Origin of the sequence: Pseudomonas sp. PI1 (assembly GCF_000812405.1) — a bacterium.
GTDB lineage: Bacteria > Pseudomonadota > Gammaproteobacteria > Pseudomonadales > Pseudomonadaceae > Pseudomonas > Pseudomonas citronellolis.
Map to the genome: position 1 here is coordinate 54199 of NZ_JWMC01000102.1, position 19636 is coordinate 73834.

General features: G+C 68.0%; 20 protein-coding genes. 11 read left to right on the forward strand and 9 right to left on the reverse strand.

Annotated features, from left to right (window positions below; genetic code table 11):
• Positions 1–188 precede the first annotated feature (188 nt).
• From RN02_RS30490 to RN02_RS30500, 3 genes are all read right to left on the reverse strand, one after another.
• On the reverse strand, positions 189–1148 hold the full coding sequence (locus tag RN02_RS30490) for a FecR family protein (RefSeq protein ID WP_043319170.1): 960 nt from the start codon (positions 1146–1148) through the stop codon (positions 189–191).
• On the reverse strand, positions 1145–1663 hold the full coding sequence (locus RN02_RS30495) for an RNA polymerase sigma factor (protein ID WP_009615470.1): 519 nt from the start codon (positions 1661–1663) through the stop codon (positions 1145–1147). The genes RN02_RS30490 and RN02_RS30495 overlap by 4 nt, the downstream gene beginning before the upstream one ends.
• Before the next feature lie 172 nt (positions 1664–1835).
• Positions 1836–4013 (reverse strand): malate synthase G, encoded by a 2178-nt coding sequence (locus tag RN02_RS30500; RefSeq protein ID WP_043319172.1) that lies wholly within the window; start codon positions 4011–4013, stop codon positions 1836–1838.
• Positions 4014–4305: 292 nt separating this feature from the next.
• On the opposite strand from RN02_RS30500, the gene RN02_RS30505 reads away from it, so the two are divergent.
• A complete protein-coding gene (locus RN02_RS30505; protein WP_009615473.1) occupies positions 4306–4764 on the forward strand; it encodes a GNAT family N-acetyltransferase in 459 nt (152 codons plus the stop codon).
• A gap of 22 nt (positions 4765–4786) precedes the next feature.
• A complete protein-coding gene (locus RN02_RS30510; protein WP_043319174.1) occupies positions 4787–5305 on the forward strand; it encodes a glycine cleavage system protein R in 519 nt (172 codons plus the stop codon).
• 626 nt (positions 5306–5931) lie between these two features.
• On the opposite strand, the gene rarD is transcribed toward RN02_RS30510, so the two are convergent.
• The 6 genes from rarD to RN02_RS30540 form a co-directional block, all read right to left on the reverse strand.
• Complete coding sequence (gene rarD / locus RN02_RS30515) at positions 5932–6816, reverse strand: EamA family transporter RarD (RefSeq protein WP_043319176.1); 885 nt, start codon at positions 6814–6816, stop codon at positions 5932–5934.
• A 928-nt stretch (positions 6817–7744) separates the two neighbouring features.
• Complete coding sequence (locus RN02_RS30520; protein WP_009615480.1) at positions 7745–8719, reverse strand: serine/threonine protein kinase; 975 nt, start codon at positions 8717–8719, stop codon at positions 7745–7747.
• Between the two features lie 192 nt (positions 8720–8911).
• Positions 8912–9358, reverse strand: coding sequence for a substrate-binding domain-containing protein (locus RN02_RS30525; RefSeq protein ID WP_052267962.1), 447 nt, complete (start codon positions 9356–9358; stop codon positions 8912–8914).
• Positions 9359–9436: 78 nt separating this feature from the next.
• On the reverse strand, positions 9437–10204 hold the full coding sequence (locus RN02_RS30530) for a TOBE domain-containing protein (protein WP_043319178.1): 768 nt from the start codon (positions 10202–10204) through the stop codon (positions 9437–9439).
• Between the two features lie 88 nt (positions 10205–10292).
• Positions 10293–11009 (reverse strand): ComF family protein, encoded by a 717-nt coding sequence (locus RN02_RS30535; RefSeq protein ID WP_043300403.1) that lies wholly within the window; start codon positions 11007–11009, stop codon positions 10293–10295.
• A 34-nt stretch (positions 11010–11043) separates the two neighbouring features.
• Complete coding sequence (locus tag RN02_RS30540) at positions 11044–11337, reverse strand: hypothetical protein (protein ID WP_043319182.1); 294 nt, start codon at positions 11335–11337, stop codon at positions 11044–11046.
• A gap of 228 nt (positions 11338–11565) precedes the next feature.
• On the opposite strand from RN02_RS30540, the gene bioB reads away from it, so the two are divergent.
• The 9 genes from bioB to RN02_RS30585 all read left to right on the forward strand — a co-directional run bounded on the left by bioB (position 11566) and on the right by RN02_RS30585 (position 19514).
• Positions 11566–12618, forward strand: a complete 1053-nt coding sequence (gene bioB / locus RN02_RS30545; RefSeq protein WP_043319184.1) for a biotin synthase BioB — start codon at positions 11566–11568, stop codon at positions 12616–12618.
• A gap of 88 nt (positions 12619–12706) precedes the next feature.
• A complete protein-coding gene (gene bioF / locus RN02_RS30550; protein WP_043269361.1) occupies positions 12707–13912 on the forward strand; it encodes an 8-amino-7-oxononanoate synthase in 1206 nt (401 codons plus the stop codon).
• Complete coding sequence (locus RN02_RS30555; RefSeq protein ID WP_043269359.1) at positions 13905–14630, forward strand: alpha/beta fold hydrolase; 726 nt, start codon at positions 13905–13907, stop codon at positions 14628–14630. Before bioF ends, RN02_RS30555 begins: the two co-directional genes overlap by 8 nt.
• Positions 14623–15429: a malonyl-ACP O-methyltransferase BioC gene (gene bioC / locus RN02_RS30560; protein ID WP_043269357.1), complete on the forward strand. Its 807-nt coding sequence runs from the start codon at positions 14623–14625 to the stop codon at positions 15427–15429. Before RN02_RS30555 ends, bioC begins: the two co-directional genes overlap by 8 nt.
• Positions 15430–15579: 150 nt before the next feature.
• Positions 15580–16269, forward strand: a complete 690-nt coding sequence (gene bioD / locus RN02_RS30565; protein ID WP_009615494.1) for a dethiobiotin synthase — start codon at positions 15580–15582, stop codon at positions 16267–16269.
• A 66-nt stretch (positions 16270–16335) separates the two neighbouring features.
• Entirely contained in the window at positions 16336–16563 is a 228-nt protein-coding gene (locus RN02_RS30570) for a hypothetical protein (RefSeq protein WP_009615495.1), read from the forward strand.
• Positions 16564–16867: 304 nt separating this feature from the next.
• Entirely contained in the window at positions 16868–18673 is a 1806-nt protein-coding gene (locus tag RN02_RS30575; RefSeq protein WP_043319187.1) for a phenylacyl-CoA dehydrogenase, read from the forward strand.
• 222 nt (positions 18674–18895) lie between these two features.
• Positions 18896–19201 (forward strand): type II toxin-antitoxin system RelE/ParE family toxin, encoded by a 306-nt coding sequence (locus RN02_RS30580; protein WP_043319301.1) that lies wholly within the window; start codon positions 18896–18898, stop codon positions 19199–19201.
• Complete coding sequence (locus RN02_RS30585) at positions 19194–19514, forward strand: helix-turn-helix domain-containing protein (RefSeq protein ID WP_043269347.1); 321 nt, start codon at positions 19194–19196, stop codon at positions 19512–19514. The genes RN02_RS30580 and RN02_RS30585 overlap by 8 nt, the downstream gene beginning before the upstream one ends.
• The last annotated feature ends 122 nt before the right edge of the window (positions 19515–19636 follow it).

A 19636-nucleotide genomic window follows, 5' to 3' on the forward strand; every position in this document is an offset into this window, starting at 1 on the left:
CCGCGCGTAGGGGCGGATTCCATCCGCGATCCGGCTACCAGGCCGGCACCATGCCTTGTAGCGGCATGGCAGGAGAAACACGAACGTAGGATGGGTGGAGCGAAGCGATACCCATCGCCATGGCCGCATGGGTTTCGCCAAGGCTCAACCCATCCTACGAAGAGCGTTTCGCGCGGCCGGCAAGGGGCTCAGCCCCGCGGCACCACTTTCGTCCACCAACCGCCGTGCCGCTCGATGCGCACCGGCAGGCTCGGCGGCAGCGAATCCAGGGCCAGGTCGGTGTCGCGCAGGGAGAAGCTGCCGCTGATGCGCAGGTCGGCCAGCGCCGGGTCCAGGCCCAGGTAGCCGCTGCGGTACTGGCCGAGTTTCTCCAGCAGGTCGGCCAGCCGCATGTTGTCGGCCACCAGCATGCCGTGGGTCCAGGCGTCGGCGGTGGCGCTGTTGGCCTCCAGCGGGCCCAGGCCGTCGGCGCGCAGCAGCACGTGGCGGCCCTGGGGCACGACGGTTTCGTCGCGGCCCCGCTCGGGCCTGGCCGCCACCGCCGACTGCAGCACGCTGAGCAGGGTGCCGTCGGCCTGGCGTTCCACCAGGAAGCGGGTGCCCAGGGCGCGCAGGCGGCCGTCGCGGGTTTCGACGATGAATGGGCGGCTGTCGCCGTGGGCGGTCTGCACCATGATTTCGCCGCTGAGCAGGACGATGCGCCGCTCGCTGGCGTCGAAACGGATGTCCAGGGCGGTGCGGCTGTCCAGTTGCACCAGGGTGTCGTCGGGCAGGCGCAGTTCGCGCAGCTCACAGGTGCCGGTGACCACGTCGGCCAGGGCGTAGCGCAGCGGCAGGTAGCGGTTGCCCACGCCCAGCGCCAGCACCCCGGCCAGCAGCAGCGACAGGCCGGTGCCGGCCAGCCGGCGCAGCTTGCGCCGCGATTCGCCCGGCGCGCGCAGCAAGGCGCTGCGCGCCGCGGGGCCGGCGGCCGCGCTCAGGTTGCGGTCGAGCATGCCCAGCTGGCGCCAGGCGCGGGCGTGTTCGCTGTGGGCGGCGTGCCAGTGGGCGAAGGCGGCTTCGTCCTCGGCATGGGCCTCGCCCGAACCCAGGCGCAACTGCCAGGCGATGGCCTCGTCGAGAATGCGGACCGAGACCGGGCCCTTCATGTCGGCTCGCCGTACAGGGCGATGTAGCACTGGCGCAGGCCCTGGGCGATGTACTGGCGCACCCGCGGCACCGACACGCCCAGGCGCTCGGCGATCTCGGCGTGGCCCAGGCCGTCCAGGCGGTTGAGCAGGAAGGCGCTGCGCGCGCGGCTGGACAGCTTGCCCAGCAGGCGGTCGATCTCGCGCAGGTCGGCGAGGATGAGGAACTGGGTTTCCACCGAGGGCTGTTCGGCCTCGGGCAGTTGCAGCAGCTCGTCGAGGTAGGCCTGCTCCAGCGCCTGGCGGCGCCAATGGTCGACCAGCAGGCCCTTGGCCACGGTCACCAGGAAGGCCCGCGGCTCGCGCAGGCTGGGCAGCTCGCGGCGGCCGAGGATGCGCACGAAGGTGTCCTGGCCGAGGTCCTCGGCGCGCTGCGGGCAGCCGACGCTGCGATTGAGCCAGGCGAGCAGCCAGTCGCGGTGGTCGCGGTAGAGCGCGCCTACGAATTCGCCATTGCCAGTCTGGACTGCCGACACCTTTGCTCCCCCACCCCGATTCGGAATGAACGACAAAACGATAACTATTCGCAAATGATCGCAAAGTGCAACCAGCCAGCGCAATCGGCGCCTGTCGGTTTTCGGGAAAAAGGCGGGCCGGAAATGAAAAAACCGCCCCGAAGGGCGGTTTTTCAGCTTACGCAGGCGCGAATCAGAGGCCGTTTTTCGCCTTGAATTCGCGACGACGGCGGTGCAGCACCGGCTCGGTGTAGCCGTTGGGCTGCCTGGTGCCTTCGACCACCAGTTCCAGCGCAGCCTGGAAGGCCACGTTGTCGTCGAAGTTCGGCGCCATCGGGCGGTACAGCGGGTCGTTGGCGTTTTGCCGGTCGACCACCGCGGCCATGCGCTTGAGGCTCTCGACCACCTGCTCCTCGGTGATCACGCCGTGGCGCAGCCAGTTGGCCAGCAGCTGGCTGGAGATGCGCAGGGTGGCGCGGTCTTCCATCAGGCCGACGTCGTTGATGTCCGGCACCTTGGAGCAGCCGACGCCCTGGTCGATCCAGCGCACCACGTAGCCGAGGATGCCCTGGGCGTTGTTGTCGATCTCGTTCTTGATCTCTTCCGCGCTCCAGTTGGTGTTGGGCGCCAGCGGAATGCTCAGGATGTCGTCGACCGAGGCCGGCGCGCGCTTGGCCAGTTCGGCCTGGCGGGCGAACACGTCGACCTTGTGGTAGTGCAGGGCGTGCAGGGTGGCCGCGGTGGGCGAGGGCACCCAGGCGGTGTTGGCGCCGGCCAGCGGGTGGGCGATCTTCTGCTCGAGCATGGCGGCCATCAGGTCAGGCATGGCCCACATGCCCTTGCCGATCTGCGCCTTGCCCTGCAGGCCGGTGGCCAGGCCGACGTCGACGTTGTTGTTCTCGTAGGCGCCGATCCACTTCTCGGTCTTCATGGCGCCCTTGCGCACCACGGCGCCGGCTTCCATGGAGGTGTGGATTTCGTCGCCGGTGCGGTCGAGGAAGCCGGTGTTGATGAACACCACGCGCTCGCGGGCTTCCTTGATGCAGGCCTTGAGGTTGATGGTGGTGCGGCGTTCCTCGTCCATGATGCCGACCTTCAGGGTGTTGCGCGGCAGGCCCAGCACGTCTTCGACGCGGCCGAACAGCTCGTTGGTGAAGGCGACTTCTTCCGGACCGTGCATCTTCGGCTTGACGATGTACACGCTGCCGGTGCGGGTGTTCTTGCGGGTGGTGTTGCCGTTGAGGTTGTGCACCGCGATCAGGCTGGTGAACAGGCCGTCCTGGATGCCCTCGGGCACCTCGTTGCCGTTCTTGTCGAGAATGGCGTCGTTGGTCATCAGGTGGCCGACGTTGCGCACGAACAGCAGGGAGCGGCCGTGCAGGGTCAGCTCGGAGCCGTCGGCCTTGGTGTAGACGCGGTCCGGGTTCATGGTGCGGGTGAAGGTGGTGCCGCCCTTGCTGACTTCTTCGGCGAGGTCGCCCTTCATCAGGCCCAGCCAGTTGCGGTAGATGACCACCTTGTCGTCGGCGTCGACCGCGGCGACCGAGTCCTCGCAGTCCATGATGGTGGTCAGCGCGGCCTCCATCAGCACGTCCTTCACGCCGGCGGCGTCGGTCTGGCCGATGGGGCTGGCGGGGTCGATCTGGATCTCGAAGTGCAGGCCGTTGTGCTTGAGCAGCACGGCTTGCGGCTTGGCCGCCTCGCCCTGGAAGGCGATGAACTGGGCGGCGTTCTTCAGGCCGCTCCGGCTGCCGTTCTTCAGGGCGACGACCAGCGCGCCGTTGTTCACGCTATAGGCGGTGGCGTCGACGTGGCTGCCGGATTCCAGCGGCGCGGCTTCGTCGAGGAAGGCGCGGGCGAAGGCGATGACCTTGTCGCCGCGGACCTTGTTGTAGCCCTTGCCCTTCTCGGCGCCGTTCTCTTCGCTGATGGCGTCGGTGCCGTACAGCGCGTCGTACAGCGAGCCCCAGCGGGCGTTGGAGGCGTTCAGGGCGAAGCGCGCGTTCATCACCGGCACCACCAGCTGCGGGCCGGCCATGTGGGCGATTTCTTCGTCGACGTTCTGGGTGCTGGCCTGGAAGTCTTCGGCTTCGGGCAGCAGGTAGCCGATCTCCTGCAGGAAGGCCTTGTAGGCCGCGGCGTCATGGGCCTGGCCGGCGCGGGCCTGGTGCCAGCCATCGATCTTGGCCTGCAGCTCGTCGCGCTTGGCGAGCAGGGCCTTGTTCTTCGGGGCCAGGTCGTTGACCACGGCCTCCACGCCTGCCCAGAACTTGCCGGCGTCTATGCCGGTACCGGGGATGGCTTCGTCGTTGACGAAGTCGAACAGGACTTTGGCGACCTGCAGGCCACCGACTTGAACGCGTTCAGTCATTGCTTGCCTCACTCTGCTCAGGACCAGCTCGGAACCCAGGCAAGACGCCTTGTAGTCCGAGCCGCGGAATACTACATGATGCCGTGGGAAAAATCAGTGGGCTTGCGTCGCGGTTAGACCAAAGAACGCATCTCAGTCACGTAGCAGCAATAATGTTCGCAAAAAAATGGTGGATTGTTCCAGATAAATCTGAAAACAGTACACGATTTATTCGGCGAGGAACCTGCGACGCCCCGTCGCAGCTGGCTCCGCGCCGCGGCCTATACTCAGGCTTCACCCTCGGAGGATCACCATGCCCATCGCCCGCGCCACCCTTGCCGACCTCGACGACCTGGTACCGCTGTTCGCCGGCTACCTGGACTTCTACGAAGTGCCGGCGCCCCCGGCGGACATCCGCGACTTCCTCGGCCAGCGCCTGGAGCGCCACGAGTCGGTGGTCTACCTGGCGCGCAGCATCGACGGCGTGGGCCTGGGCTTCGTCCAGTTGTACCCCTTCTTCGCCTCCCTGGCACTACGCCCGGCATGGCTGCTCAGCGACCTCTACGTGATCCCCGCGGCGCGCCGCGACGGCTATGGCGAGGCGCTGATGAACGCCGCCCGCGCCCACGCCGAGGCCAGCGGCGCCTGCGGCCTGCAGCTGGAAACGGCGAAGGACAACCGCAACGCCCAGGGCCTGTACGAGCGCCTGGGCTACCAGCGTGACGAACGTTTCTACACCTACTGGCTGGACCTGGGCCAGGCCCGGGGCTGACGCATCGACGCAGGAGGCTGCCATGAATCATCTCGTGCTCACCATCATCGCCCAGGATCAGCCGGGGCTGGTGGAACGCATCGCCCAATGCATCGCCGGCCACGGCGGCAACTGGCTGGAGAGCCGCATGTCGCGCATGGCCGGGCAGTTCGCCGGGATCCTGCGGGTGGCGGTGCCGGCCGAAGGCTACGACGAACTGGTAGAAGGCCTGCAGGAGCTGGGCGACCACGGCATCCGCGTGCTGCTGGCCGACAGCGGCATCGAGCCCTCCTGCAACTGGAAGCCGATCCACCTCGACCTGGTGGGCAACGACCGCCCGGGCATCGTCCGCGACATCACCCGCCTGCTGGCCGAGCACGGCGTCAACCTGGAGCGGCTGACCACCGAGGTGCTGCCGGCGCCCATGAGCGGCGAACCGCTGTTCCACGCCGACGCGGTGCTGGCGGTGCCGCTGACGTTGCCGCTGGAGCAGTTGCAGCAACACCTGGAGGACCTGGCCGACGACCTCATGGTGGACCTGAATTTCCACAAGGAGGACTGACGCACAGGTGAAAGGCCTCCGTCCTGTGCATAAGTCTGTTGAGGAAATGTGTGTCAAGCGCTGAATGCCCCGCAGAGTGGGGCTCCAAGCGCAGCCGATCGTTGTGAACAGAACGCCAGGGGTTGCCCACAATCGCCGTGGGTTGTCCTGTTGGTTGGCTGTGGATGGATGGCTACACATCAGGCCAAACGTGGCCTGTGGCGGATCGCTCAGAAAATGATCCGTGCCCGGGGCACTCGCTGGCGGGGGCGGCTTATCCACGTCTTTGCACAGAAACCGTGGGTCGCGCTGTGGGCAACTGTTGTATGCCTGGCTACAGGCCGCGTGGAATCCGGGCTTGGAGGAAGTGATCAAAAATGCGCCAGGGCCGTCGAAGCCCTGCACAGAAACCCGGGAAAGCCCTGTGGAAAACCCCTGGGTAGATCGCCAGGGGCCTTTATCGACGAGCCTTGCGGGAATTTGTACTAGTTCTGAACAGCCATTCTCGCCGCCGTCAGGGTGTTCCGATTGTGTGGCGGCGCTATGGGGTTATCCCCGGCAGCGCTGGATGAAGCTGTGGAAAAGTTCCGGATGCCTTGCTGCAGGCCCCGCCAGGCGGGGCCTGCAGCTTGTCGCTCAGGAAATGATCAGGCGCGCCGCAGGCGGTACCAGATGTCCACGCTGTACACCACCAGCGCCAGCCAGATGCAGCCGAAGGCCACCAGGCGGGTGGAGTCCAGGTGCTCGCCGAACAGCAGGACGGCCTGCAGCAGCACCAGGGTCGGCGCGATGTATTGCAGGAAGCCGAGGGTCGCGTAGGGCAGGTGGCGGGCGGCGGCGTTGAAGCACACCAGCGGCACCAGGGTGATGGGGCCGGCGGCGGCCAGCCAGAGCGCCTGCGGGGTGGTCCAGAAGGCCAGGTGGGCGCTGGGGCCGTCGGCGAACAGCAGCAGCCAGCCCAGGGCCAGCGGCAGCAGCATCCAGGTTTCCACCACCAGGCCGGGCAGGGCGTCCACCGGCGCCTGCTTGCGGATCAGCCCGTAGAAGCCGAAGGTCAGCGCCAGCACCAGCGACACCCAGGGCAGGCTGCCCAGCTGCCAGACCTGCTGGGCCACGCCCAGCGCCGCCAGGCCCACGGCCACCCATTGCAGCGGGCGCAGGCGCTCGCGCAGCACCGCCAGGCCGAGCAGCACGTTGATCAGCGGGTTGATGTAGTAGCCCAGGCTGGCTTCGAGCATGTGCCCGTTGTTCACCGCCCAGACGTAGACCAGCCAGTTGCTGGCGATCAGCACCCCGCTGGCGCCGAGCACGGCCAGGCGCCGCGGGTTGTCCAGCAGCTCGCGCCACCAGCCGGGGTGCTTCCACACCAGCAGCAGGGCGGCGCCGAACAGCGCCGACCAGATGGCCCGGTGGGTGATGATTTCCAGGGCGGGAATGCTTTCCAGCAGTTTGAAGTAGACCGGGAAGAGTCCCCAGATGACATAGGCGGTCAGGCCCAGGGCATAGCCCCGGCGGGGATTGGCGGTGGCCATCGGACGTCCTTGCGGCAGAAGAAAAGAGTGGCCGCGCCATTCTAGGGGGCGCGGCCGATGTTGTCTGTGCGTTCAGTTTCTGCCGGGCGTAACGGCGGACGTTACGCCGCGGCCAAACCGCGGGAACCTAGAAAACAACGTAAGCGGGCCCTGCCCGCGATTTCGCGCGCAGGGCGCGCTCCTACAGGGGAATGGCATCGGCGCTCGGGCTTTCCCCTCACCCCAGCCCTCTCCCGGAGGGAGAGGGAGCCAGTCCGTGCCGGGAGGAGGCCTGGTTTCAGCCGGCGATCCCTGTGCCAGCCGGCTAACGCCGAAATACCCGTGTACTCCGAACGATCCCCTCTCCCGGAGGGAGAGGGAGCCAGTCCGTGCCGGGAGGAGGCCTGGTTTCAGCCGGCGATCCCTGTGCCAGCCGGCTGACGCCGAAACACCCATGTACTCCGAACGGTCCCTCTCCCGGAGGGAGAGGGAGCCAGTCCGTGCCGGGAGGAGGCCTGGTTTCAGCCGGCGATCCCTGTGCCAGCCGGCTAACGCCGAAACACCATGTACTCCGAACGGTCCCCTCTCCCGGAGGGAGAGGGAGCCAGTCCGTGCCGATAGGGGGCCTGGTTTCAGCCGGCGATCCCTGTGCCAGCCGGCTGACGCCGAAACACCCGTGTACTCCGAACGGTCCCCTCTCCCAGAGGGAGAGGGAGCCAGTCCGTGCCGGGAGGAGGCCTGGTTTCAGCCGGCGATCCCTGTGCTAGCCGGCTAACGCCGAAATACCCATGTATTCCGAACGGTCCCCTCTCCCTCCGGGAGAGGGTTAGGGTGAGGGGGCCGCAGGCCTGCTCGCTCGATTCCGTGCCCCTATGCGCTCCGTGAGGCACGGCGTTTCCCCCGCACAAACAGGCCCGTGAATCGCGCGCAGGGCGCGCGATGGGATGGCTCAGAACAACCGCAGCGGCTCCTCGTCCAGCGCCGCCAGCTGCTCGCGCAGCACCAGCACCTGCTCGCCCCAGTAGCGCTCGCTGCCGAACCAGGGGAAGCTCGGCGGGAACGCCGGGTCGTCCCAGCGCCGCGCCAGCCAGGCGCTGTAGTGCATCAGGCGCAGGGCGCGCAGGCCCTCGATCAGCGGCAGTTCGCGCGGGTCGAAGTCGTGGAACTCCTGGTAGCCGTCGATAAGCTCGGAGAGCTGCAGCAGGCGCTCCTGGCGCTCGCCGGCCAGCATCATCCACAGGTCCTGCACCGCCGGGCCCATGCGGCAGTCGTCGAGGTCGACCATGTGGTAGACCTCGTCGCGGCACAGCAGGTTGCCCGGGTGCAGGTCGCCGTGCAGGCGGATGGAGGTGTAGCGGTTGTCGGCGAACAGGGCGTCCAGGCGCTTGAGCAGGTCGCGGGCCACCGATTCGTACGCCGGCAGCAGGCTCTTGGGCACGAAGTTGCCTTCCAGCAGGGTGGCCAGGGACTCATGGCCGAAGTTATCCACAGTCAGCTGCTCGCGGTGCTGGAAGGGGCGGACGGCGCCCACCGCGTGCAGGCGGCCGAGCAGCTGGCCGAGGCGGTACAACTGATCCAGGTTGCCCGGTTCCGGCGCGCGGCCGCCGCGGCGGGGGAACAGGGCGAAGCGGAAGCCGGCGAACTCGAACAGGCTTTCGCCGTCGCGCACCAGCGGCGCCACCACCGGCACCTCGCATTCGGCCAGCTCGGCGGAGAAGGCATGTTCCTCGCGGATGGCCGCGTCGCTCCAGCGTCCGGGGCGGTAGAACTTGGCCACCAGCGGCTCGCTGTCCTCGATGCCCACCTGGTAGACGCGGTTCTCGTAGCTGTTGAGCGCCAGCACCCGGGCGTCGCTGAGGTAGCCCAGGCTTTCCACCGCGTCGAGGACCAGGTCGGGCGTAAGGGCGGAGAAGGGATGGGACATGGCTGCGATCCAGGGCAGTGAACAGGCCCCTAGTCTACGCACACCGCCACGGGATTGCTGGCCCCTGCGCCATTACGCCTGGGGAGGCTCTTCGTAGGATGGGTTGAGCGAAGCGAAACCCATGCGGTCATGGCGATGGGTATCGCTTCGCTCAACGCCATCCTACGTTGGGGTTCTCCTGCGGGGCCGGCGTTAGTTGCCGCAGACGCTGAACTGGAAGCCGGCCTTTGCCAACGCCTCGGGATGTGCCTTCAGGTAGCTGAAGAAACGCTCCGCCAGCTCGCGTCGCGGGCCTTCCACCAGCACTTGGTAGTACTGCGGTTGCGGGGCGCAGGCGTAGGGCAGCGGCGCTTCGCCGCGGCCCCGGGTGTGCAGCGCCTGCACGCTGTGGGCGCCGTCGTCGGCGAAGAACAGGTCGAAGGCCATGCCCTGGCCGATGTCGCGGGCCAGCTCGGCGCTGTCGCCCTCGATCAGCAGGACCTTGTTGCCGGTCTGCAACTGGTACTGGTCGGCCAGCGCCTCCAGGGCCGCCATCGGCTGGTGACCGCTGGCCACGCGCAGCACGTCGGGGGTGGCCTGGCCGAGCGACGGCAGCAGGGCGCTGCATGTCAGCAGCAGGGGGATCAGGAAGCGGCGCATGGGCGGGGGCTCCGGCAGTGGGATGGCCTATTGGAACCCCAGGGCCGGCGCCGGCCCTTGACTCAAGGCAGGCTTCGCTCAGACCGGCGTGCCGAGGATCACCTGGGCCGGGGAGAATTGCGTGCGCACCCGGCTGCCGGCGGCCAGGCGCAGGATGTCGATGCGTTCCTGGTCCACCAGGGCGCAGAGCATCTGCCCGCCGGGCAACTGGATGCGCACTTCGCTGGGGCCGTCGCCGGCCTCGCGGATGTCCTCGACCCGTCCTTCCAGGGCGTTGAGCCCGGCCGGGCATTCGATCTGCGGCAGGTCGACGTAGAGCCAGCCGGCCTTCATCAGCGCGATCACCGGCAGGCCCTCGCGCAGCTCCAGCTTCTCGGTGCTTTCGCGGGTGATACGCGCGTGGATGCGCGCGCCGCCGGGCAGGTCGACGCCGATCAGGTCGTTCAGGCCCGCCGGCTCGATGCTGCAGACGCGCCCGTGCAATTGGTTGCGCGCGCTGGTGCGCAGCATCAGGCGGCCGATCAGCTCCAGGTCCTCGCCGTCTTCCTCGATGCTTTCGAGCATGCGCTCGCGCAGTTCCTCCAGGCGCTGGTACAGCGCCAGCAGGCGTTCGCCGGCCGGCGTCAGGCGCGCGCCGCCGCCGCCCTTGCCGCCGACGCTGCGTTCCACCAGCGGGCGCTCGGCCAGGTTGTTCAGCTCGTCCACCGCATCCCAGGCGGTCTTGTAGCTCATGCCGGCGGCCTTGGCGGCCTGGGTGATGGAGCCCAGCGCGGCGATCTGCGCGAGCAGGGCGATGCGTTGCGGGCGGCGGGTGACGTGCTGGGTGAGAAGGCTGAGGCTGGTCATCGTTTTCGTTGTTGTGTTCGCGATAGGGCGAGGCTGGTAGCTGCGCCGGCAAAAGGCAAGTGGAATCCGTCGGCTGCCGGTGCCGGGGTCAGCCCGGCTTCGGCGTGCGGGCCAGGCAATAGACGTCCACCCGCGCGGCGCCGGCACGCCGCAGCAGCTGCGCCAGGGCCGCGGCGGTGGCGCCAGTGGTCAGTACGTCGTCCACCAGCGCCAGATGCAGGCCGCGCAGGGCCGCGCCGTCGTCCAGGGCGAAGGCCTGGCGCAGGTTGCGCTTTCGCTCGGCCTTGTCCAGGCCCTGTTGCGCCGGGGTGTCGCGCACCCGGCGCAGCGGCTGGCGCCAGGGCAGGCCGAGGTCCGCGGCCAGGCGCCGGGCCAGCAGCTCGGCCTGGTTGAAGCCGCGCTGACGCTGCCGGCGCGGGGCCAGGGGCACCGGCAGGAGCAGGTCGGGCACCGGCAACCCCTCGGCGAAGGCGTGGCGCAGGTGGCGCCCCAGCAACTGGCCGAGCAGCCGGCCCAGGGGCCGGTCGGCCTGGTGCTTGAAGCGGGTGATGGCGCCGTCCAGCGGGAAGGCGTAGCGCCAGGGCGCCAGCACCTGCTCGAAGGGCGGCGGCCGGCGCAGGCATTCGCCGCAGGTCAGGCCGTGTTCCGGCAGCGGCAGGGCGCAGGTGTTGCAGTGGCTGCCCAACCAGGGCAGGTCGGCGTCGCAACCGGCGCACAACGCCAGGCCGGTGTCGGCCGGGCCGCCGCAGAACAGGCAGTCCGGCCGCAGAACGAAAAGCTCGCGCAGGCGGGCGAAGGTGAGCAGGGTGGCGTCCTCCGGGTGAGGCCCCGGCGGACGCTCAGTGGATCAGCCAGCTCATCACGATCAGGCCGAGCACGGTGAGCAGGGTGCCGCCGAAGAAGGAGCGCCGGACGAAGGCGCGGATGCCACTGTAGAGCAGCAACAGGCCGAGGAAGAGTAGGACGAAGCTGAAGATCGACACGTCCATTCCGATGGCCCGGGCCAGGCCGTGGAGGAACTGGTCCATGGCCGCCCAGATGGCGCCCAGCAGGCCGGAAAGGAGGTCGACGACGAAGCGGATCGCCTTGCCGAGGGTCTGGCCGAGCCAGTCGAAAGTGCCTTCTGTTTCCATGAGCTCGCGGGATTCCTTCGAGTGCCTGTGCTGTTGGAGTGGCGTTCTGCCCCCAGGTTCACGGCGCATGAATGATTGTTCAAATAATAGTCACTTGTCGACTTGTGACTTCAACTTGGTTGACAGCGACCAAGGCTTACATATCATGCCTCCAAAGCCTGAACCGTCGCGCCCTGCCGTGGCGGCCGAGAACAACGAGGCGTCAGCCCGCGTCCGAAGGAATTCCCCATGAGTGCAACCGCCTCCATCGCCACCCGCCACGACTGGACCCTCGCCGAAGTGACGGCGCTCTTCGAGCAGCCCTTCAACGACCTCCTGTTCCAGGCGCAGACGGTGCACCGCGCGCACTTCGACCCGAACCGCGTGCAGGTCTCGACCCTGCTGTCGATCAAGACCGGCGCCTGCCCGGAAGACTGCAAGTACTGCCCGCAGTCCGGCCACTACAACACCGGCCTGGACAAGCAGAAGCTGATGGAAGTGCAGAAGGTGCTGGAAGCGGCCGCCGAGGCCAAGGCCATCGGCTCCACCCGCTTCTGCATGGGCGCCGCCTGGAAGCACCCCTCGGCCAAGGACATGCCCTACGTGCTGGAAATGGTGAAGGGCGTGAAGAAGCTCGGCCTGGAAACCTGCATGACCCTCGGCAAGCTGACCCAGGAGCAGACCCAGGCCCTGGCCGAGGCCGGGCTGGACTACTACAACCACAACCTCGACACCTCGCCGGAGTTCTACGGCAACATCATCACCACCCGCACCTACGGCGAGCGCCTGCAGACCCTGGCCTACGTGCGCGAGGCGGGGATGAAGATCTGCTCCGGCGGCATCCTCGGCATGGGCGAGTCGGTGGCCGACCGCGCCGGCCTGCTGATCCAGCTGGCCAACCTGCCGGAACACCCGGAGTCGGTGCCGATCAACATGCTGGTCAAGGTCAAGGGCACCCCGCTGGCCGAGGAGAAGGACGTCGATCCCTTCGACTTCATCCGCACCCTGGCCGTGGCCCGGATCATGATGCCGAAGTCCCACGTGCGCCTGTCCGCCGGCCGCGAGCAGATGAACGAGCAGATGCAGGCCCTGGCCTTCATGGCCGGCGCCAACTCGATCTTCTACGGCGAGAAGCTGCTGACCACCCGCAACCCGCAGGCCGACAAGGACATGCAACTGTTCGCCCGCCTGGGCATCAAGCCCGAGGAGCGCGAGGAGCACGCCGACGAGGTGCACCAGGCCGCCATCGAGCAGGCCCTGGTCGAGCAGCGCGATTCGCAGTTGTTCTATTCGGCCGTCTGACGACGGCAAGCTGGAAGCTTGAAGCCGGAAGCTTGAAGTAGCCGGTCCGGGCTTCTAGCTTTCAGCTTCTCGCTTCGAGCTTCCTGCCATGTCCTTCGATCTCTCCCCCCGCCTCGCCCAGCGCCAGGCGGACGATCTCTACCGCCAGCGGCCGTTGCTGGAGTCGCCGCAGGGCCCGCTGGTGCGGGTGGACGGCCGGCCGATGCTGGCCTTCTGTTCCAATGACTACCTGGGCCTGGCCAACCATCCCGAGGTGATAGCCGCCTTGCGTACCGGCGCCGAGCGCTGGGGCGTGGGCGGTGGCGCCTCGCACCTGGTCAACGGCCATTGCGGGCCGCACCACGAGCTGGAGCTGGCGCTGGCCGAATTCACCGGGCGGCCGCGCGCGCTGCTGTTCTCCACCGGCTACATGGCCAACCTGGGCGCGGTGACCGCGCTGCTGGGCAAGGGCGACACCGTGCTGGAAGACCGCCTCAACCATGCCTCGCTGCTGGACGCCGGGCTGCTCAGCGGCGCGCGCTTCTCGCGCTACCTGCACAATGACGCGGCCAGCCTGGCGCAGCGCCTGGGCAAGGCCGAGGGCAACACCCTGGTGGTCACCGACGGCGTGTTCAGCATGGACGGCGACCTCGCCGAGCTGCCTGCGCTGTGCGCCGAGGCCAAGCGCCACGGCGCCTGGGTGATGGTCGACGACGCCCACGGCTTCGGTCCGCTGGGCGCCAACGGCGGCGGCATCGTTGAGCACTTCGGCCTGGGCCTGGACGACGTGCCGGTGCTGGTCGGCACCCTGGGCAAGGCCTTCGGCACCGCCGGCGCCTTCGTCGCCGGCAGCGAGGAACTGGTGGAGACGCTGATCCAGTTCGCCCGCCCGTACATCTACACCACCAGCCAGCCGCCGGCGCTGGCCTGCGCCACGCTGAAGAGCCTGGAACTGCTGCGCGCCGAGAGCTGGCGCCGCGAGCACCTGGGCAGGCTGATCGCGCGCTTCCGCCGTGGCGCCGAGGCCATCGGCCTGACGCTGATGGACAGCTTCACGCCGATCCAGCCGATCCTCATCGGCGGCAGCCGCCAGGCCATGGCGCTGTCGGCCGCGCTGCGCGACCACGGCATCCTGGTCGGCGCCATCCGCCCGCCCACCGTGCCGGCCGGCAGCGCGCGGCTGCGCGTGACCTTCAGCGCCAGCCACAGCGAGGAGCAGGTCGACCGCCTGCTCGAAGCCCTGGAACAGAGCTGGCGCCAGGTCTCCACCAGCCTGCTGGCGGAACTCGATGCCGAGGAGGGCGAGGATGCGTGACCAACTGATACTGCTGCCCGGCTGGGGCCTGGGCAGCGCGCCCCTGGAGCCGCTGCGCGACGCGCTGCTGGAGCAGGCGCCGCACCTGCACGTGCACATCGAGCCGCTGCCGCGGGAGGCCGACCCGGCGCTATGGCTGGACGAACTGGACGACGAGCTGCCCGAAGGCAGCTGGCTGGCCGGCTGGTCCCTGGGCGGCATGCTCGCCGCCGAGCTGGCCGCGCGCCGCGGCGAGGCCTGCCGCGGGCTGATCACCCTGGCCGCCAACGCCAGCTTCCGCCAGCTCGACGACTGGCCGCAGGCCATGCCCAACAGCGTCTTCGAGGACTTCTTCGAAGCCTTCCTGCTGGAGCCGGAGCTGACGCGCAAGCGCTTCACCCTGCTGGTCAGCCAGGGCGCCCGCGACGCCCGCACCCTGGCGCGGCAGCTGCAAGTGGCGCTGCCGGCGCTGGAAGCCGGGGCGCTGAGCGCCGGCCTGCAACTGCTGGGGCGCCTGGACACCCGCGCGGCGCTGGAGCGCTACGACGGCCCGCAGCTGCACCTGTTCGCCGGCAACGACGCGCTGGTGCCGGCCGGCGCCGCCGATGCGCTGCTGGGCTGGTTGCCGGACGTGGAGGTGAACACCATCGCCGGCGCCAGCCACGGCCTGCCGCTGGAGCGCCCGGACGAGGTGGCCGCGGCCATCCTGGCTTTCATCCACGAGGGCGACGATGTCTGATCCCCTGGGCGGCGCGCTGCCGGACAAGCGCCAGGTCGCCGCTTCCTTCTCCCGTGCGGCCGCCACCTACGATGCGGTGGCCGAACTGCAGCGCGGCGTCGGCGACAGCCTGCTGGCGCGCCTGCCGGTCGACCTGGCGGTGCGTCGCTGGCTCGACCTGGGTTGCGGCACCGGCCACTTCAGCCGTGCCTTGGCCCGGCGCTTTGCCGAAGCTGAAGGCCTGGCGGTGGACATCGCCGAAGGCATGCTGCGCCACGCCCGCGAGCACGGTGGCGCGCAGCACTTCATCGGCGGCGACGCCGAGCGCCTGCCGCTGCGCGGCGAATGCTGCGACCTGCTGTTCTCCAGCCTGGCCATCCAGTGGTGCGCCGACCTGCCGGCGGTGCTCGGCGAAGCGCGCCGGGTGCTGCGCGAGGGCGGCGTGTTCGCCTTCAGCAGCCTGTGCATCGGCACCCTCGGCGAGCTGCGCGCCAGCTGGCAGGCGGTGGACGGCTTCGTCCACGTCAACCGCTTCCGCGCCTTCGCCGACTACCAGGCGCAATGCGCGGCCAGCGGGCTGGAAGTGCTGCAGCTGTCCACCGAAGACCGCGTGCTGCACTTCCCCGACCTGCGCAGCCTGACCCACGAACTCAAGGCCCTGGGCGCCCACAACCTCAACCCCGGCCGCCCCGGCGGGCTCACCGGGCGGGCGAGGGTGCGGGCGCTGATCGAGGCCTACGAACGCTTCCGCCAGCCCGAGGGGCTGCCGGCGACCTATAGGGTGGTCCACGCCATCCTGCGCAAACCCATCTCTTCGTAGGAGGGGACTCCGGCAAACACGACGCCCGTAGGATGGGTTGAGCGAAGCGATACCCATCACCGCCACCGCATGGGTTTCGCAAGCTCAACCCATCCTACGAAAGCCCCTCGGCGCAGCCGGCACCTACACGTATAGCCCTTGAGGAACCCCATGCCACACGCGTTTTTCATCACCGGCACCGACACCGAAATCGGCAAGACCACCATCGCCGCCGGCCTGCTGCACGCCGCGCGCATGGCCGGTATGTCCACCGCCGCCGCCAAGCCGGTGGCCTCCGGCTGTGAGCGCCGTCCCGAGGGCCTGCGCAACGGCGACGCCCTGGCCCTGCTGGGCGAGTGCAGCCTGCCGCTGGCCTACGAGGAGGTGAACCCCTTCGCCTTCGAGCCGGCCATCGCCCCGCACCTGGCGGCCCGCGAGGTTGGCGTGGCGCTGAACGTCGACACCCTGGCCGGGCCGGTGCGCCACGTGCTGGCGCGCGGCGCCGACTTCACCCTGGTGGAAGGCGCCGGCGGCTGGCGCGTGCCCCTGGCCGGCGAAGAGAGCCTGTCGGACCTGGCCATCCGCCTCGACCTGCCGGTGATCCTGGTGGTGGGCGTGCGCCTGGGCTGCATCAACCACGCGGTGCTCAGCGCCGAGGCCATCCTGCGCGACGGCCTGCCGCTGGCCGGCTGGGTGGCGAACATCGTCGACCCCAGGACCTCGCGCCTGGAAGAGAACCTGGCGACCCTCGCCGAACGCCTGCCGGCGCCCTGCATCGGCCGCGTGCCTCACCTGGCCGCGCCGACGCCCATGGCAGTGGCCGCGCACCTGGACCTGGGCATTCTTGATCTTCCGGACTGATGGCCTTTGAATATCATCGGCGATCCTGCTTGAATAGGCGGCAGGTTCCTCCGAGGAAGATCGACCATGGAAATCTCCGGTAACGCATTCAGTACCGGTCTGCAGGGGCTGCAGCGCGGCCTGCAGCAGGTCGACCGTGCCGCCGCGCAGGTGGCCGCGCAGCCCGTGGCCAAGGACGACATCGCCCGGCCCGTGGTGGACATGGAAATGAGCAAGTACGCCGCCCTGGCGTCCAGCCGCGTCCTGCAGACCGCCGACGAAACCCTCGGGACGCTGATCGACATCAGCGTCTGACGCTTTTCCTCCCTTCAGAATTTCCTCTCAGCAGCTTCGGATAGTCGTCTGTCGACGGCCTGCGGCTGGGCTTTACTTATCCCTATCGATACCTGCGAATGCAGCGCTCTGGCCCGTGCCCTTGCGCGTGACCGGGCGGTCGGTTTGCGCGCTTGACAAGGGTAGGGCGTAAACGTATGTTTCAAACGCCTGTTTGAGAGTCGAGGCGCGCGGCGCATCGGCTGGGCGGCCGGGAACGCTCCCGTACAGCGACCGCAAGCACCGGTCGCCCATTAACCAGAACCCTTCGTAGAGGTTTACCGCTATGCCTGATTACAAGGCCCCCTTGCGTGATATCCGTTTCGTTCGCGACGAGCTGCTGGGCTACGAAGCGCACTACCAGAACCTGCCGGGCGCCCAGGACGCCACGCCGGACATGGTCAATGCCATCCTCGAAGAGGGTGCCAAGTTCTGCGAACAGGTGATCGCCCCGCTGAACCGCGTCGGCGACCAGGAAGGCTGCACCTGGAGCCCCGAGGGCGTGAAGACCCCCAGCGGCTTCAAAGAGGCCTACCAGCAATTCGTCGAAGGCGGCTGGCCGAGCCTGGCCCATGACGTCGAGCACGGCGGCCAGGGCCTGCCGGAATCCCTGGGCATGGCCATCAGCGAAATGATCGGCCAGGCCAACTGGTCCTGGGGCATGTACCCGGGCCTGTCCCACGGCGCCATGAACACCCTGCACGCCCACGGCACCCCGGAGCAGCAGGCCACCTACCTGACCAAGCTGGTGTCCGGCGAGTGGACCGGCACCATGTGCCTGACCGAGCCGCACTGCGGCACCGACCTGGGCATGCTGCGCACCAAGGCCGAGCCCCAGGCCGACGGCACCTACAAGGTCACCGGCACCAAGATCTTCATCTCCGCCGGCGAACACGACATGGCCGACAACATCGTCCACATCGTGCTGGCCCGCCTGCCCGACGCCCCGCAGGGCACCAAGGGCATCTCGCTGTTCATCGTGCCGAAGTTCCTGCCCAACGCAGAAGGCGGCGTAGGCGAGCGCAACGCCGTTTCCTGCGGCTCCATCGAGCACAAGATGGGCATCCACGGCAACGCCACCTGCGTGATGAACTTCGACGCCGCCACCGGCTTCCTGATCGGCCCGCCGAACAAGGGCCTGAACTGCATGTTCACCTTCATGAACACCGCTCGCCTGGGCACCGCGCTGCAAGGCCTGGCCCACGCCGAGATCGGTTTCCAGGGTGGCATCGCCTACGCTCGCGAGCGTCTGCAGATGCGTTCGCTGACCGGCCCGAAAGCCCCGGAAAAGGCCGCCGACCCGATCATCGTGCACCCGGACGTGCGCCGCATGCTGCTGACCGCCAAGGCGTTCGCCGAAGGCAACCGCGCCATGCTGTACTTCGCCGCCAAGCAGGTCGACATCGTCCAGCGCAGCCAGGACGAAGAGCAGAAGAAAGCCGCTGACGCGATGCTGGCCTTCCTCACCCCGATCGCCAAGGCGTTCATGACCGAAGTCGGCTTCGAAGCGGCCAACCACGGCGTGCAGATCTACGGCGGCCACGGCTTCATCGCCGAGCACGGCATGGAGCAGAACGTCCGCGACAGCCGCATCTCCATGCTGTACGAAGGCACCACCGGCGTTCAGGCGCTGGACCTGCTGGGCCGCAAGGTGCTGATGACCCAGGGCGAGGCGCTCAAGGGCTTCACCAAGATCGTGCACAAGTTCTGCCAGGCCAACGAAGGCAACGAAGCCGTCAAGGAATTCGTCGCCCCGCTGGCCGCGCTGAACAAGGAGTGGGGCGAGCTGACCATGAAGGTCGGCATGGCCGCCATGAAGGACCGCGAGGAAGTCGGCGCTGCGTCGGTGGACTACCTGATGTTCTCCGGCTACGCCTGCCTGGCCTACTTCTGGGCCGACATGGCGCGCCTGGCTGCCGAGAAACTGGCGGCCGGCACCAGCGAGGAGGGCTTCTACAAGGCCAAGCTGCAGACTGCGCGCTTCTACTTCCAGCGCATCCTGCCGCGTACCCGCGCCCACGTCGCCGCCATGCTGTCCGGCGCCGGCAACCTGATGGACATGGCCGAGGAAGATTTCTCCCTCGGTTACTGATCCTGCCGCTGCCGTCAGCCCGCTGCATGGCGGGTTGCTCAGAAAGCACCCTGCGAGCCCAGTGCTCGCAGGGTGTTTTCGTTTCCACGCCTGCACTTCTTGGCGCACGGCTTGATCGCTATACCAATATGGGTATAGATTCGTTCGGCCATTCACAAGGAAGCCGAGCCATCAGTGAAGTCGTTGATCTGGATGGGCAGCAGCAAGAGGGATCTTCTGGATATGCCTGACGATGTCCAGGATGTGTTCGGCTTTGCCCTGCACCAGGCGCAGGAAGGTGGCAAGCATCCCCAGGCCAAGCCGATGAAAGGCTTCTCGGGTGCCGGCGTGCTGGGGGTTGTCGAAGACCATGATGGCGACACCTATAGAGCGGTCTATACAGTGAAATTTGCAAGGGCGGTCTATGCTCTGCACTGCTTCCAGAAGAAATCGACCAAGGGCATAGAGACTCCGCAGCACGACCTGGAGCTGATCAGGAAAAGGCTGAAGGATGCGCAAGCCCATGCGAAGAGCGTAGAGAATGATTGAGTTCGAAGAAGGCAGCGGCAACGTCTATGCCGACCTCGGCAGGGCCGATGCAGGCGAGATGCAGGTCAAGGCCAGGCTGGCATCCAAGATCGGCAGCATCATCAAGGCCCGCCACTTGACCCAGACCCAGGCGGCGGAAATCCTCGGGCTCCCTCAACCCAAGGTTTCCGACATGTTGCGTGGGAAATTCAGAGGCATCAGCGAGGCCAAGATGATCGACTGCCTGGCCCGGCTCGGACGTGACGTGCAGATCGTGGTCAAGGCCGCACCCCGTTCACGCCGTGAGGGCCGGGTGGAAGTAGTCTTTGCCTGATCGAGCCCGCCCTCCGGCGGGCTTTTTCGTGTGTGGCCGCAGTGTCGGCCAGGCGCCGGTTATGGCCGCGCATTCATCGCGCGCAGAGTGATTGCCGGGGCTTTCCGGCGCACAGTAGGTTC

Bases quoted from the DNA above. Each gene is read 5' to 3' on its own strand.
- RN02_RS30490 (WP_043319170.1), bottom strand. From the start codon at position 1,148: ATGAAGGGCCCGGTCTCGGTCCGCATTCTCGACGAGGCCATCGCCTGG.
- RN02_RS30500 (WP_043319172.1), bottom strand. From the start codon at position 4,013: ATGACTGAACGCGTTCAAGTCGGTGGCCTGCAGGTCGCCAAAGTCCTG.
- RN02_RS30505 (WP_009615473.1), top strand. From the start codon at position 4,306: ATGCCCATCGCCCGCGCCACCCTTGCCGACCTCGACGACCTGGTACCG.
- RN02_RS30510 (WP_043319174.1), top strand. From the start codon at position 4,787: ATGAATCATCTCGTGCTCACCATCATCGCCCAGGATCAGCCGGGGCTG.
- rarD (WP_043319176.1), bottom strand. From the start codon at position 6,816: ATGGCCACCGCCAATCCCCGCCGGGGCTATGCCCTGGGCCTGACCGCC.
- RN02_RS30520 (WP_009615480.1), bottom strand. From the start codon at position 8,719: ATGTCCCATCCCTTCTCCGCCCTTACGCCCGACCTGGTCCTCGACGCG.
- RN02_RS30525 (WP_052267962.1), bottom strand. From the start codon at position 9,358: ATGCGCCGCTTCCTGATCCCCCTGCTGCTGACATGCAGCGCCCTGCTG.
- RN02_RS30530 (WP_043319178.1), bottom strand. From the start codon at position 10,204: ATGACCAGCCTCAGCCTTCTCACCCAGCACGTCACCCGCCGCCCGCAA.
- RN02_RS30540 (WP_043319182.1), bottom strand. From the start codon at position 11,337: ATGGAAACAGAAGGCACTTTCGACTGGCTCGGCCAGACCCTCGGCAAG.
- bioB (WP_043319184.1), top strand. From the start codon at position 11,566: ATGAGTGCAACCGCCTCCATCGCCACCCGCCACGACTGGACCCTCGCC.
- bioF (WP_043269361.1), top strand. From the start codon at position 12,707: ATGTCCTTCGATCTCTCCCCCCGCCTCGCCCAGCGCCAGGCGGACGAT.
- RN02_RS30555 (WP_043269359.1), top strand. From the start codon at position 13,905: ATGCGTGACCAACTGATACTGCTGCCCGGCTGGGGCCTGGGCAGCGCG.
- bioC (WP_043269357.1), top strand. From the start codon at position 14,623: ATGTCTGATCCCCTGGGCGGCGCGCTGCCGGACAAGCGCCAGGTCGCC.
- bioD (WP_009615494.1), top strand. From the start codon at position 15,580: ATGCCACACGCGTTTTTCATCACCGGCACCGACACCGAAATCGGCAAG.
- RN02_RS30570 (WP_009615495.1), top strand. From the start codon at position 16,336: ATGGAAATCTCCGGTAACGCATTCAGTACCGGTCTGCAGGGGCTGCAG.
- RN02_RS30575 (WP_043319187.1), top strand. From the start codon at position 16,868: ATGCCTGATTACAAGGCCCCCTTGCGTGATATCCGTTTCGTTCGCGAC.
- RN02_RS30580 (WP_043319301.1), top strand. From the start codon at position 18,896: ATGCCTGACGATGTCCAGGATGTGTTCGGCTTTGCCCTGCACCAGGCG.
- RN02_RS30585 (WP_043269347.1), top strand. From the start codon at position 19,194: ATGATTGAGTTCGAAGAAGGCAGCGGCAACGTCTATGCCGACCTCGGC.